General features: G+C 68.5%; 13 protein-coding genes. 10 read left to right on the forward strand and 3 right to left on the reverse strand.

Annotation, left to right across the window (positions count from 1 at the left end; translation table 11 throughout):
• Window positions 1–7 precede the first annotated feature (7 nt).
• From IB259_RS13290 to IB259_RS13315, 6 genes are all read left to right on the forward strand, one after another.
• Window positions 8–883 (forward strand): MaoC/PaaZ C-terminal domain-containing protein, encoded by an 876-nt coding sequence (locus tag IB259_RS13290; RefSeq protein ID WP_192329244.1) that lies wholly within the window; start codon window positions 8–10, stop codon window positions 881–883.
• Window positions 880–1548 (forward strand): 3-oxoacid CoA-transferase subunit A, encoded by a 669-nt coding sequence (locus IB259_RS13295; RefSeq protein ID WP_192329245.1) that lies wholly within the window; start codon window positions 880–882, stop codon window positions 1546–1548. The genes IB259_RS13290 and IB259_RS13295 overlap by 4 nt, the downstream gene beginning before the upstream one ends.
• Window positions 1545–2213, forward strand: coding sequence for a CoA-transferase (locus IB259_RS13300; protein WP_192329246.1), 669 nt, complete (start codon window positions 1545–1547; stop codon window positions 2211–2213). The genes IB259_RS13295 and IB259_RS13300 overlap by 4 nt, the downstream gene beginning before the upstream one ends.
• Before the next feature lie 12 nt (window positions 2214–2225).
• Window positions 2226–3401, forward strand: coding sequence for an acyl-CoA dehydrogenase family protein (locus tag IB259_RS13305; RefSeq protein WP_192329247.1), 1176 nt, complete (start codon window positions 2226–2228; stop codon window positions 3399–3401).
• Window positions 3394–4350, forward strand: a complete 957-nt coding sequence (locus IB259_RS13310; RefSeq protein WP_192329248.1) for an acyl-CoA dehydrogenase family protein — start codon at window positions 3394–3396, stop codon at window positions 4348–4350. Before IB259_RS13305 ends, IB259_RS13310 begins: the two co-directional genes overlap by 8 nt.
• Before the next feature lie 137 nt (window positions 4351–4487).
• The gene (locus tag IB259_RS13315; RefSeq protein WP_192329249.1) at window positions 4488–5228 is read left to right on the forward strand and encodes a hypothetical protein; all 741 of its coding nucleotides are present in this window, start codon (window positions 4488–4490) and stop codon (window positions 5226–5228) included.
• Between the two features lie 24 nt (window positions 5229–5252).
• On the opposite strand, the gene IB259_RS13320 is transcribed toward IB259_RS13315, so the two are convergent.
• Complete coding sequence (locus IB259_RS13320) at window positions 5253–5861, reverse strand: LysE family translocator (RefSeq protein WP_054451758.1); 609 nt, start codon at window positions 5859–5861, stop codon at window positions 5253–5255.
• Window positions 5862–5999: 138 nt separating this feature from the next.
• On the reverse strand, window positions 6000–8462 hold the full coding sequence (locus tag IB259_RS13325) for a carbohydrate-binding family V/XII (protein ID WP_225596878.1): 2463 nt from the start codon (window positions 8460–8462) through the stop codon (window positions 6000–6002).
• A gap of 511 nt (window positions 8463–8973) precedes the next feature.
• On the opposite strand from IB259_RS13325, the gene IB259_RS13330 reads away from it, so the two are divergent.
• From IB259_RS13330 to IB259_RS13345, 4 genes are all read left to right on the forward strand, one after another.
• Window positions 8974–10152: a phage tail sheath subtilisin-like domain-containing protein gene (locus tag IB259_RS13330; protein WP_192329251.1), complete on the forward strand. Its 1179-nt coding sequence runs from the start codon at window positions 8974–8976 to the stop codon at window positions 10150–10152.
• The gene (locus IB259_RS13335) at window positions 10149–10736 is read left to right on the forward strand and encodes an ATP-binding protein (RefSeq protein WP_054451764.1); all 588 of its coding nucleotides are present in this window, start codon (window positions 10149–10151) and stop codon (window positions 10734–10736) included. The genes IB259_RS13330 and IB259_RS13335 overlap by 4 nt, the downstream gene beginning before the upstream one ends.
• Entirely contained in the window at window positions 10733–10948 is a 216-nt protein-coding gene (locus IB259_RS13340; protein WP_147400236.1) for a hypothetical protein, read from the forward strand. The genes IB259_RS13335 and IB259_RS13340 overlap by 4 nt, the downstream gene beginning before the upstream one ends.
• A 241-nt stretch (window positions 10949–11189) precedes the next feature.
• Complete coding sequence (locus IB259_RS13345) at window positions 11190–11648, forward strand: hypothetical protein (RefSeq protein ID WP_225596850.1); 459 nt, start codon at window positions 11190–11192, stop codon at window positions 11646–11648.
• A 30-nt stretch (window positions 11649–11678) separates the two neighbouring features.
• Here the strand turns inward: IB259_RS13345 and IB259_RS13350 are convergent, their stop codons facing one another.
• Complete coding sequence (locus IB259_RS13350) at window positions 11679–12536, reverse strand: IclR family transcriptional regulator (RefSeq protein WP_054451768.1); 858 nt, start codon at window positions 12534–12536, stop codon at window positions 11679–11681.
• Window positions 12537–12732 lie beyond the last annotated feature (196 nt).

The following is a 12732-nucleotide window of genomic DNA, read 5'->3' on the forward strand; positions in this document are numbered from 1 at the left end:
GGCTCCCATGGCGTTGGACTACCGCAGCCTGAAGGCCCATGCCTTCGCGCCGGAACGCCAGGCCTACGGCGAGGACGACTGCATCCTCTATGCCCTGGGCGTGGGCGCGGGCCTGGCCGTAGACGACCCTGTCGGCGACGAAACCCGGTTCATCTACGAACAGGGCCTGCGCGCCCTGCCCGCCATGGCCTGCGTGCTGGCCTATCCCGGCTTCTGGATGCGCGATCCGCGCCACGGCCTGGACTGGAGCCAGGTCGTGCATGGCGAACAGCGCATGCGCTTCCCGCGGCGCCTGCCGCCGCACGGCGAGGTTCTGTGCCAGATGGAAGTCGCGCGCATCGCCGACAAGAGTCCCGGCGCCTTCTTCGTGACGCGGCGCACGCTGTGCGACGCGGCCACCGGACAGGAATTCGCCGTCATCGAGCAACTGAACATCTGTCGCGGCGACGGCGGCTACTCGGGCGGCGACGCCGCGCTCAGCGACGCGCTGGCCGCTCCGATCCCCGCGCCTCCCGCGACGCCGCCGGACAGCATCATCGTCCTGCCCACCAGCCGCAACCAAGGCGCGCTGTACCGCCTGAACGCGGACCGCAATCCGCTGCACGTTGATCCGGCCAGCGCCCGGCGGGCGGGCTATGACCGCCCCATCCTGCACGGCGCGGCGCTGCTGGGCATGGTCAACCGCGCCCTGGAAGCCTGCCTGCGGCAGCTGCCCGGCCGGCGGCTGGGCGAGCTGGACCTGCGCTTCATGGCGCCGGTCTATCCCGGCCTGGACGTGGCGGTGTCGCTATGGCGCCAGTCAGATGAAATGGCCCTGGCCTGCCACCAGGCCGGCGCCCTGTGCGCCCAGGGCCGCGCGGCCTGGGCCAAGGAGGAACAATGAAAGACAAGACTTGCGCAAACGTGGAAGAAGCGCTGCGCGGCATCGAATCCGGCGCCGTGATCTTCGTCGGCGGCTTCGGCGGCTCGGGCATTCCCGCGCGCCTGCTGGCCGGCCTGCTGGCCAAGCAAGGCGTGGATAACCTGACCCTGATCAACAACAATGCCGGCGCGGGCGAAGCCAGCTTCCTGGCCCTGGTGGCCTCGGGACGTGTCAGCCGCATCGTCTGCTCCTATCCGCGCATGCCGGGCAATGACGTGATCCGTGAGCGGGCGCAGGCGGGCAGCCTGGCCGTGGAGGTCATGCCCCAAGGCACCCTGGTCGAACGTATCCGTGCGGGCGGCGCAGGCATGGGACCGTTCTACTCGCCCACGGGCTATGGCACGCCGCTGGCCGAGGGCCGCGAAACCCGTGTGTTCGGCGGCCGCGGCTACGTGCTGGAAGAGCCGCTCCGCGCGGACTACGCCTTCATCCGCGCCCATCGGGCTGATCAGTCGGGCAATCTGGTCTATCGCCGCGCACAGCGCAACTTCGGTCCCGTCATGTGCATGGCGGCCCGCCACACCATTGTCGAGGTCGAAGAGATCCTGCCCTGCGGCGCGCTCGATCCCGACGCCATCGTCACGCCCAGCCTGTTCGTGCACCGCCTGTTGGGGAGTCCGCAATGAAACGACTGTCACGCGAGCAACTGGCCGCCTTGGTGGCCGCCGACCTGCCCGCCGGCGCCGTGGTCAACCTGGGCATAGGCATGCCCACCATGGTCACCGACCGCCTCGACCCCGCGCGCGGCGTGCAGCTGCACAGCGAGAATGGCATCCTCGGCATGCGCCTGCTGCAAGACCACGAGACCGCCGACGGCGATCTCATCAACGCCAGCAAGCAGTCGATCGCCCTCACCGAAGGCGCGGCCATCTTCGATCATGTCTATTCTTTTTCCATCATGCGCGGCGGCCACATCGACATCACGGTGCTGGGTGCGTTTGAGGTCTCCTGCCAGGGCGACCTAGCCAACTGGTCGCTGGGCGTGGACGATCCCATGCCGTCCGTGGGCGGGGCCATGGACCTGGCCGTGGGCGCGCGCAACGTCTGGGTCATGATGGAAGCCTTGACCCGCGAGGGCGCGCCGCGCCTTCGCGGCCGCTGCGCCCTGCCCCTGACCGGCGCGGGCGTGGTCGGACGCGTCTATGCAGACATCGGCATCTTCGACGTGCGCGGCGGGGCCTTTGTGCCGCTCGCCCTGGTGGACGGCCTGGCGCCCTCCGAATTGAACCGCTGGATCGATGCGCCCGTCCGCATCGAGGACACGCCGCGCGTCCTCCATCCCAACTTCTGATTGTTCCCAACCATGATACGCACCGAACATTTTCTCGAAGACGCCGGGGCATGGCTGCGCACCGCGCTGGTCCAGCTGCGCGAGCGGTATCCGGTCACCGCCTCGCACACCCAGGAATGCCGCCAGGCCTGGAACCGCATGCTGTGCGAGGCCGACCTCATCGCGCTCACCTGGCCGCGCGAGTACGGCGGGCGCGAACTCAGCACCGCCACGCTGATCGCCTTCCACGAACTGAGCGCGCGCCTGCATGCGCCGCAGCCCATCAACAGCATCGCGCACGCCATCCTCGCCCCCACCCTGTTGCGCTTTGGCACGCCCGCGCAAAAGACGCAATTCCTGCCCGGCATCCGCGACGGCAGCGAGATCTGGTGCCAGGGATACTCCGAACCCCAGACCGGTTCCGATCTCTCGTCCGTGCGCACCCGCGCCAAGCCGGATGCCTCCGGCTGGCGCGTCAGCGGCCGCAAGATCTGGACCACGCAGGCGCACCTGGCCAAGTGGTGCTTCGCGCTGGTGCGCACCGATCCCGATAGCCAGGCTCACCGCGGCCTGAGCTTCATGCTCATCGACATGCAGGCCCAGGGCGTGCGAGTAGAGCCCATACGCCAGATGACGGGCGAGGCCGACTACAACGAAGTGCTGTTCGACGCGACGCCGGTGCCGGAAGGACGCATCCTGGGCGAGTGCGGCGAAGGCTGGCGCATCGCCATGGCCGCCGCCGAGTATGAGCGCGGTATCTACTTCCTGCCGCGCGTCGTCCAGCTGGAAGACGAACTGCGGCAACTGACTGAGGCGCTGGCGCAGACCCCGCTGGACGCAGACGAACGTGCCGTGCAAACGCGCCGCGTGCGCGACTTGGCGGACCAGTGCCAGGTCATACGCTGGCGCGTGGACCGCGTGCTGCGGCAGGTCGCCGCAGGCGACACGCCCGGTATCGACGGCGCCATGCTCAAGCTGCTGTGGAGCGAAACCCGCCAGCGCATCTGGGAACAGCGCCTGGAGCTGCTGGACGAAGCCGCCATCCTGGGCCCGCAAGCCGCGGCGCCGCATGCAGCCACGGCTTGCGTGCTGCGCGAATTTTTGTGGTCGCGCGCCGAGACCATCGTCGCGGGCACCTCGGAAATCCAACGCAATATCGTGGGCGAACGCCTGCTCGGCCTGCCCAAGGACAGGGGACAACATGCATAGCGAAATCAGGACACTGCTGTCCTCCACCTTCGGCCGCCTGCTGGAACAACAGCATCCCGCCGCCTACGCCCGCCGCGCGCTACCTGCGGACGACGCCGCCCAGCGCGCCCTGTGGAAGGAGCTGGCCGAGGGCGGCTGGCTGGAAGCGGGATCGGAAGCCTTCCAGGCCGAATACGGCCCAGGCACACAGCTCATGGGTGAATGGGCGGGACGCGCGCTGCTCACCCTACCCTATGGCGCGTCGGCATTCCTCGCCAGCGCGCTATTGGAAAAGGCGCCTGCCCTGTCGGAAGTCGTGCTGGACCTGGCGGCACATCCTGCCAGCCTCCGCTGCGACCGTGCCGGCGACGAACAAGGCTGGATAGACGCCTACGGGTCCACGGCCCAGTACCTGCGCCTCACCCGTCAGGACGAGGGCTGGCTGCTGGCGCGTTACGACCCGGCAATGCTCGAATCCGTACAGGGCCTGGATCCCACCACGGCATTGGCCCGCCTGTGCGGACCCGCGGTTGCGCAGGCCGCGCTGCCCTCGACGTTGGCTCTGCCCGCGCTGCAGAATCATCTGGCCTTCCTGCTGGCGCAGCTGGTCGGCACCGCCAGCGCCTCGCTGGACCTGGCTATCGCCTACGCCAAGGAACGCGAACAGTTCGGCCGGCCCATCGGGCAATTCCAGGCGATCAAGCACGCCCTGGTCGACGCCTGGACCGGGCTGGACAACAGCCGCTACGCCGTGGAGGCTTTGCTGGCCGCGCGCGGCTCGGCCGATGCCGAGCTGGCCGCATTGGCCGCCCGCCTGGCCGCCGGCGCGGCGCGGCGCGCGGTAAAGCTCTCCATTCAAGTGCACGGCGGCATCGGTTTCTCCTGGGAGCACGACGCTCAGCTTTACCTGAAGCGCGCCTACCGCCTGGCGGTCGAGGTCGAGCGGCTGGCCGCGCTGATGCGGGAATAGCGTCTCCGTCGTGCGCCCGCCGGACAGGGCGCCGACGATGGGCTGTTGGATACGGCGCCGTTAACATAGCGGCTTTCCACAGCCGCTCTCCTTGCCGGTCCCGGCACCGCACCCGCCTGCCAGGATCCTCCGGTCCGATGAATCACGTTTCGCACCCGCGCCACGCGCCCGGCCGCCTGACCTCCTTTTACTGGAGCGGCGACGCCATGCGCAGCCGCAGCGTCAGCAGCACGGTGCTGACCGCCACGCTGGACGTGCCCGCGCCGCCCGCGCGCGTGCAGTCGGATTGGGAGCGCGAGATGGCCACCCGCCTGTGCCTGGAGCCCGGGGACGTGGAGCAGATGCCGCTGGCGCGCACGCAGGCGCGCTGGCCCGAATACGGGCTATGCCTGCAGGCAATGCGCGGCTGGACGCGCGATCTGGGATTGCCCGGCGTGCTGGCGAACGCCGACATCGCCCTCATGGCCTGCCGCGGCGCCCGCTACCACCATGACGGCGGCCAATATGGCGGCGCCGCCTTCTGCAATCTGTTCCTGAGCGAAGACCGGGGCCTGGACGTGCATTTCCCGGCCGCCGGCCTGCGCATTCCGCTCCTGCGCGGCACCGCCATGATCTTCGATACCTGCCAGCCGCATGCCGTCATCCCGCGCGATGGCACGGGTTTTCGCGAAGCGGACTTCGCGGCCGGTTTGGAGTTGGCGCAATTGTTCCTGACGTGGGAACTGCCGATCGAGGACCCTCGCGTCGCAAGCGCGCTCGGCATCGCCTTCGATGTCGATCCGGCTACCGCCGCGCGGCTGGATGAGGAACAAGTGCGGATGGATGGAGCCCGGGCGGCGATCGATCCGGAATCCGGGCGGTGGCTCGCTGAGGACTGAAGCGGCAACGCACCACGCCGGCGATCAAGACCCTGGCAGCGCCGCCCCCATGGCGGCAAACAAACCGCCGCACACCTTGTTGAAACGCCGGCCGGCGCGCTCCAGCCAGGGGCGCACGCGATGCGCAAGACGCGCCAACACGTACTCGACCAGGAACTCCACCACCACGAAGGTGCCGGCCATGATCGCGAACTGCGTGTACAGACTGCGGGCCGGATCGATGAATTGCGGCAGGAAGGCGCCGTAGAACAGCAGTGCCTTGGGATTGGAGATCGCCGACAACAGGCCCTGACTGAACATGCGCATGCCGCGTATGCGCGGCATGTCGGGGGCCGGCTGCAACTGCACGCCCGGCGCACGCCAGAGTTGGATACCGAGCCAGATCAGATAGGCGCCGCCCGCCCACTTCAATACCGTCAGCGCAGGACCCCAGGCCTTGAGCAAGGCGCTGATGCCCAGCATGGACAAGGCGATGAGCGCGACAAAGCCCACCGCGCCGCCTGCGATGGTGCACAACGCCTTGCGGTGCCCATGCAGCGCGCCATGCGTGAGCGCAAGCAGCGTGTTCGGTCCGGGAGTTATCGACAGCCCAATGACCGCGACCAGGTAGATGAGCCAGCTATGCAGCGCCATGGCGGAGTGCGTGAAAGAAGGGAAAGCGGCCAGTCTAGACCGCGGCGCCAGGGCTGCGCAAATGCGGCCGGAATGGAAGGCGGGCCCGCAGGCGCGCCACGCCCTCTTTCCGTACCGCCCGGTCCGGCAGCCTGCCGTTCAGCGGCGGAAACCTCCGCCGTGGAATCCGCCAAAGCCACCGCCCCAGCCACCCCGGCCACCCCCGCCGCGGCCCTGCCAGCCGCCGCCTTCCGCGCCGCCCATGCCACGGTCGCGCCAGCCGCCGCCCTGCATGCCGCGGTCCTGCCAGCCGCCCTCCGTGCCGCCCATGCGGTCGTCGGAATAGTCGCGCGCCTGGCGCTGGCCGTTCAGGTAATTGCCGCCGGACTGCGCGCTAGGCTGCACCGGTTGCCAACCCGAACTGGTGTGCTGCTGCCAGCCGTTGTCGTTGTGCTCGTAGACATTGCCGTTATGGTCTGCGTACACGTTGCCGTTGTTCCACGCCATGCCGCTATTCGTGTTGCGGTCGTACGTGGCGCCGCGCCGGTCCACGCTGTTGACGCCGTCGCCCGCCGTGCCGGTCGCCGTGGCCGACGAGATGGTGCTGCGGCCGGTGTTGGTATTGGTGCGCACGTCCTGGCGGCCGGCAGCCCATTGGCCGTCGTCGTTGGCGACCACGCCCGCCCGGCCCGCGCCCGAGGCGCCGGTCGTCGGGTTGGTATAGGCGTCGCGCCGCCCGGCAGCCGCATTGCCGGTGTACTCGTTATAGGCCGCGCCGCGCGTGCCTTCGAAGGCTGCGCCGGTCTGCGGGTTGTAGCCCTCGGCGTGGGTGCCCTGCCATTCGGTGCCGGTCCAGCCGTTCCAGCCGGCCGCGTGCGTGACCACGCCGGAGCCGCCCCAGGCGCCATAGACGTCGACCTGGTTCACGTTGACGCCACCCCAATAGGGCGCGCCCCAATACGGCCCCCAATAGGGAGCGGCGCCCCCCCAGGTCTCGCCGGCGACGAAACCAAAGGCGAAACCGGTAGCGGTGGCGAAAGCCGCGTCGTAGCCATAGCTGGGCGGATAGCCGACCCAGGTGTCCTGCACGATGACCGGCGGATACGCGTAACCGGTGCCGTACACCACGGTGCCGTCAGGACTGGCCACCACGCCCATGTAGCCTGGCGTGTAGCCGAACACCACGCTCTGCGGGGTGGAGCCGTACACCTGCACATAGGTGACGTAGTGCAGCGGCGAGCTGACGGGTATGGCGTAGATGACCGCCGGCACATGGTCGGCCACGCGCCACGGCCCCAGGGGGGAATCCGACACGAACCAGACCGCGCGCGACAAGGCGTAGTAGCGGCCTTCGGCCTGTATCACCGGCACCTGCGAGTTGGCGGCGTAATACAGCGCCGTACCCTCGATGGGCCGCAGCGTCGGGGAGCCGCCGGCATATTCCACCTGCAGTTTCGCCGCGCTGCGCGACACCGTGGCGGTCTGCGGAATGGTGGAGGCGATCAGCGCCTCCTTGGCCTGCGGCGTGCCCGGCACCGAAGCCAGCACGCCCGACTGCGGATCCTTTGATGGAATCTTGGCGAAATCGCGCGGCAGCTGCTTGCCCGGCACGTAGTACCAGGGGCCGTCCAGGCTGGCGCCGCGGAACCAGCGGCCGGACACCAGCACGTAGTAGCGGTTGTCGCCCGGATTCATGAACAGGGCGTGATCGGCATTGGCCACCGACAGCAGCGAAGTCCCTGGCACCGGCCGCATTTCAGGCTGGCCGACGGTCACCAGCAACTCGGCCGGCGCGGTGGATACCGCGATGGCCGGCGCCCGGTGCGGCGCCTTGCCGCCATGCGGCAGCATCGGGTCCGGCTCGGCCTTGCGGCGCGCCGCGTCGGCGGCGGCCAACAGGGCGGCGGGCGGCTGCGGCAGATCCGTCCACGGCCCGGTGGCGGTGCGCGCTTCGTACCAATGGCCGGCCGCCTGCAGGAAATAGCGGCCCGCATTGTCCGCCAGCATCAGCGCGCGCGTGTTGACCACGCGGCGCCAGCCTGCCGCGTCGGGCACCTCAGCCAGCACGGGTCCGCCGTCGATCAGCACCAGCACGGTCGGCACGGTGCGGTAGATGATGCGCGGCGGCGCGTTGTCCACCGGGACGGTCTTCGTGGCCGGGTTGTTCTGGGACAGCGTATAACTCAGTTGCAGCGCATCAAGCCGCGTGACCACGCCCTTGGCGGGCAGGCGGGCTTCAAGCTGGCTGCGCAGTTTGGCGGCGGCTTCCGGCGCGGTGGGCACCTGCACGCGCTCGATCCGGATGTCCGACAGATGCACCAGGCCCGCCGGCTTGTTGACCTCGGCCCGGGCGGAAAAGTCGGCCACGCCGTAGGTGGGATTGCCCTTGGCTGCGCCGACCGCCACCGCCATGCGGCCCGTAATGCGGTCGGCAGTCCAGGTATCGATCTGGGGTTGATAGAGCTCCACCCGCGTGCCGTCGGCGGCTTCGAAGCTGCGCGGCCATTGCAGCGAACGCGCGGCCTCTTCCTGCGCATCGGATTGGGCAGGCGCCGTTTGCGCCGGGGTCTGTCCCTGGGCTTGCGCCGTGCCGGTCGGCGTCAGGCCCGCGCCGGCTGCCATGCCGGCCACGGCAAGCGCGAGAGCGAGGCGAGACAGGCGCCCGGGCGGACCCGCGGGCGCAGACGTCGTTGTCGGGAAAACATGCACGCGCCACAGTCGGGTCAGGCTACACATCTCGCGCTCCTCGTTGAGGGCCGCGGCCGCCAGTCGGGCCCCCGGCCACTCTGATTTCCCGCAGCGCCGCCGCTACGGGCCAAGCCTCGACCGGCCTGCCTGCAAGGCGTCCTGCAAGGGCCGGCTTCTGAATAAGCAACAGAACGTTAACACCGCTGAAAAGCTATTGCCCGCTTTTATCAGACCTTCTATAAAACATCTCATCAGGGCTGCTGCTTATGCCCGATTGCCTTTCCGCTGCAATCCAACTAGAAGCGCGGCGCAACGCCCGCCAGACGCCCGCGCTACGGCGTGTCGCGCCCACGCCCGGCCCTCTGTCCGCGGCGCTTCGGCCGTCCCGCGAAGACTCTCCTGCTGCAGGTTCACGCCATCAAGTCGCCGTGGAAAGGAGCAGTTCATGGTCCCTGCCCTGACTCATCCCGGGGTGTATGTCCAGGAAATTCCCGCAGGCGTGCGCACCATTGCAGGCGCGCCGACCTCGGTTGCCGCGTTCCTGGGCACGGCCATGCGCGGACCGCTCAACCATCCCGTCCACATCCAGGATTTCGCCGACTACGAACGCGAGTTCGGCGGGCTGGCCGAGGGCTGTGAACTCGGCTACGCGGTGCTTCAATTCTTCCTGAACGGCGGCGCTCAAGCCTGGGTCGTGCGCGTGGCGCAGCCTGCGCAGAACGATCCGCTGGAGGCGCATGCCGCTTTCATCGGCCAGCGCGCGCAGCGCCGGGGCCTCTACGCGCTGGACGATGCCCATGCCTTCAACCTGCTATGCCTGCCCGGCATCACGCACAGCATCGTGCTGGCCGATGCCGTGTCCTACTGCAAAGAGCTGCACGCCTTCATGATCATCGATGCGCCGCCCGCGGCGGCCGATGCGGCCTCCATGGCGGCCGCAGTCATGGGTGCGGCGCTGCCCAGGTCCGATCATGCCGCGCTGTATTTCCCTTGGACCCGCGCGGCCGACCCGCTGAAGAATGGCCTGCCGCGCCTGACCGCGCCTTGCGGCACGATCGCGGGCCTGTATGCGCGCACCGACGCCGACCTCGGCGTCTGGAAAGCGCCAGCCGGCATCGACGCGGGCCTCGCTGGCGTCCTGTCCCTGGCCGCGGCGGTCAGCGACGACGAGAGCCGCAACCTGAATACCCTGGGCGTCAATTGCCTGCGCACCTTTGCCGGACGCGGCGCGGTCTGCTGGGGCGCGCGGACCCTGCAAGGCACGGACCACTTCGCCTCGGAATACAAGTACGTGCCGGTGCGCCGTCTGGCGCTGCACCTGGAACAATCGCTCTTGCGCGGAACGCAGTGGGCCGCGTTCGAGCCCAACGACGAGCCGCTTTGGGCGCAGATCAGGCTGAACGTCAGCGCCTTCATGAATGCACTGTTCCGCCAGGGCGCCTTCCAGGGCGGCACGCCCCGCGATGCCTATCTGGTCAAGTGCGATGGCGAGACCACCACGCAACAGGACAGGGATCGCGGCATGGTCAACATCCTGGTGGGATTCGCTCCGCTCAAGCCGGCCGAGTTCGTGGTCATCCGGGTCCAGCAACGCGCCGGGCAAACGGAAGGAAGTCCGCCATGAACGCGCCCACGGAACCGCGCATCCTCGCGTTTTGGGACACCGGCGTCCAACATGACCCGCGCGCTCGGGCGCAGGCCTTCGAGGCTGCCGAGGAACTGGCGCGCGATACGGGGCTGGCGCTGCATCGCATCGACCTGTCCAGGATCGTCAGCAAATACATCGCCGAAACCGAGGAAAACCTGAGCCGCCTGTTCGAGTCGGTCGAGCAGCGCGGCGCGGTCCTGTACTTCGACGAAGCCGACGCTCTCTTCGGCAAGCGCGCGAACGTCAAGGACAGCCATGACCGCTACGCCAATATCGAGGTCAGCTACCTGTTGCAACCCATGCAGTCCTACCGCGGCCTGGCGTCGCGGGCCGCCAGCCTGAAGTCCAACCTGGACAGCGCATTCCTGAGGCGGCTGCGCTTCGTGGTCCAGTTTCCGGCGCCCGCGCCGGATCAGCGCGCGCGCCGCTGGAGCCGCGCGCTCTTTACCGCCGACACCGGCGCCGAAGTCACCATGGCGCGCCTGCTGCAAGCCGTCCGCGCCGATGCAAGCCAACACGCCCGGCCCCTGCCTGGCCTCAAGACGAGAGAACATCCATGAAACCCGTGATCAACGAATACGTACGCGAACTCAGCCACCCCGGTTACAACGCGGCCCAACGCAATGCCTTCGTCGCCGCCATGGTGAGCAAACGGCTGATGCGGCGCACGGAGCAACAGCCCGCAGCGGACGAGGCCGCCCCCGCGCTGGCCAGCTCATTGAACGACAGCGCCGGCGCCGCTGACGCGCGCGCCGGCAACGACCCGACTTGAGCGCCGCGCCGCCGCAGAATGGCGCTGCGTGCGATGCGGGCGCGGCGCGCGCAGGAAAACCTGGCCGGCCGCCACGGTATCATCAGACCTGTTGCGCCGGCTTGCCGCTTTCCCGCGGCAAGCCGGCCATGCCACTCCCGCCCACATTCTGCATGACGCGATGACCCCCTATATCTCGGCCGGCATACTGCTTCTAGGCGCTCTCGCCGCCATCGCTTACCGCCGCAGGCGGCAACACACAATGGGCACTGCCGGCCGGCGCCTGGGCAGCGATCTGGTCGCGGGCGGCGCACTCTACGGCGTGGCCGCGCCGCCCATCGGCGGCGCAGGCGTCATCATCGCGCTGACGGCCGTGACCCGGGATCCCGAGAACCTGCTCATGCTGGTCTACGCCCTGCCCTGGTTTTACATTTTCGGCTTCGTGCCCGCCCTGCTGTGCGGCATCGTGGCCGGCGCGTTGCGGCCGGCGCATCCGTCCTGGCGCGCCTATGCCGCGATGGCGCTGGTCGGCGCCGTCTATGGCTTCGTTTTCCTGACGGGTTTTATCTCCCAGGGCAGGCCCTGGCTGGAAGAGCTGGGCTTCCCCCTGACCATCGGCGCGGCGCCCGGCGCGCTCAGCGCGTTCCTGTGCGCGCGCCTGCTGTATGGCAAGCCTGGTCGCCGCGGCGAGCCGGGCACAAAGACGCCGCAAACGGCTTGAAGCCGCAACTGCCTGGAGCGGCCGCCAGCCTCACGGCTTGCGTCCGCTGACGCGCCCTGGCGGCTCGGCGTGCAGGTCGCGCGCAGCGCCGCCGCCGAACGCCGTCAAGGCGCGAGGCGTGGGTGGCGACGTGGAGATTTGCCTGGCCGTTTCCAGCATCATCGGAACGAAGCGCGACACCGCGCGCTTGACCGTCCACTTGGCCGCCGACACGGACAGCTGCAGGCCCGCCACCACACGCTGGTTCAGGTCGTAGACCGGCACCGCCAGCGCCAGATCCCCGCGGTAGTACTCCTCTTTGCAGCAGGCGTAACCCTGCTCGCGCGACAGGCGGATCTGCGCCATCAGTTCATCCAGGCCGGTCAGCGTGTTGGCCGTGTACTTCACGCGCTCGCTGGCCTCCAGGGCCTCGCAAGCTTGCTCGTCGCTCATGCCGGCGAGGTACACGCGCCCGGTGGAGGAGCAGTACATCGGGATGCGCCGGCCCACGGGCATGTGCACCAGTAACCGCAAGGGGCTGGGAAAGCGGCCGATGTAGATCATGTCCTGCCCGGCCGGCTCCGCCAGGTTCACGGTTTCGCCGGCATTGCGATTGAGTTCCAGCAGGAAGGGATTGGCGCGGTCCAGCAGCGGATGCGATTCCAGGTAGCGGCAACCTGCGTCCAGCGTGCGGGACGACAGCGAATAGCGCTTGCTGACAGGGTCCTTGTTGAGCAGCCCCAGCGCTTCCAGCGTGAACGCGAAGCGCTGCGCCGCGCTGCGGGTGATGCCCGCTGCGGCGGCAATGTCCGGCAGGCTCATGGAGGTGTGTTCGGCATCGAAGGCATCGAGCACGGCGATGCCCGTGGCCAGCGATTGGACGTACAGCGTGGAGGTTTCCGGATTCATGGCTGGGCTGGGCGGCGCAGGCCGCCCAGTCTATTAATGTTCGATACGCAGAGATTGCATTCCAATTCAAATGAATGCAAGAAAAAGCCGCGGTTCTTTTGATGCATTCTACCTTTTTCGCATCAGGTAATCTCGGGAAAACCCTTAAATAAAAAGCGCTTAGCTAAAACCGGAGTTGATTGACAGGCTTTCCTTG

Origin of the sequence: Achromobacter sp. ACM04 (genome assembly GCF_014851465.1) — a bacterium.
GTDB classification, from domain to species: Bacteria; Pseudomonadota; Gammaproteobacteria; order Burkholderiales; family Burkholderiaceae_B; genus Achromobacter; species Achromobacter aegrifaciens.

Bases quoted from the DNA above. Each gene is read 5' to 3' on its own strand.
- IB259_RS13310 (WP_192329248.1), top strand. From the start codon at position 3,394: ATGCATAGCGAAATCAGGACACTGCTGTCCTCCACCTTCGGCCGCCTG.
- IB259_RS13295 (WP_192329245.1), top strand. From the start codon at position 880: ATGAAAGACAAGACTTGCGCAAACGTGGAAGAAGCGCTGCGCGGCATC.
- IB259_RS13345 (WP_225596850.1), top strand. From the start codon at position 11,190: ATGGGCACTGCCGGCCGGCGCCTGGGCAGCGATCTGGTCGCGGGCGGC.
- IB259_RS13335 (WP_054451764.1), top strand. From the start codon at position 10,149: ATGAACGCGCCCACGGAACCGCGCATCCTCGCGTTTTGGGACACCGGC.
- IB259_RS13300 (WP_192329246.1), top strand. From the start codon at position 1,545: ATGAAACGACTGTCACGCGAGCAACTGGCCGCCTTGGTGGCCGCCGAC.
- IB259_RS13325 (WP_225596878.1), bottom strand. From the start codon at position 8,462: ATGGCAGCCGGCGCGGGCCTGACGCCGACCGGCACGGCGCAAGCCCAG.
- IB259_RS13320 (WP_054451758.1), bottom strand. From the start codon at position 5,861: ATGGCGCTGCATAGCTGGCTCATCTACCTGGTCGCGGTCATTGGGCTG.
- IB259_RS13315 (WP_192329249.1), top strand. From the start codon at position 4,488: ATGAATCACGTTTCGCACCCGCGCCACGCGCCCGGCCGCCTGACCTCC.
- IB259_RS13305 (WP_192329247.1), top strand. From the start codon at position 2,226: ATGATACGCACCGAACATTTTCTCGAAGACGCCGGGGCATGGCTGCGC.
- IB259_RS13350 (WP_054451768.1), bottom strand. From the start codon at position 12,536: ATGAATCCGGAAACCTCCACGCTGTACGTCCAATCGCTGGCCACGGGC.
- IB259_RS13340 (WP_147400236.1), top strand. From the start codon at position 10,733: ATGAAACCCGTGATCAACGAATACGTACGCGAACTCAGCCACCCCGGT.
- IB259_RS13290 (WP_192329244.1), top strand. From the start codon at position 8: ATGGCGTTGGACTACCGCAGCCTGAAGGCCCATGCCTTCGCGCCGGAA.
- IB259_RS13330 (WP_192329251.1), top strand. From the start codon at position 8,974: ATGGTCCCTGCCCTGACTCATCCCGGGGTGTATGTCCAGGAAATTCCC.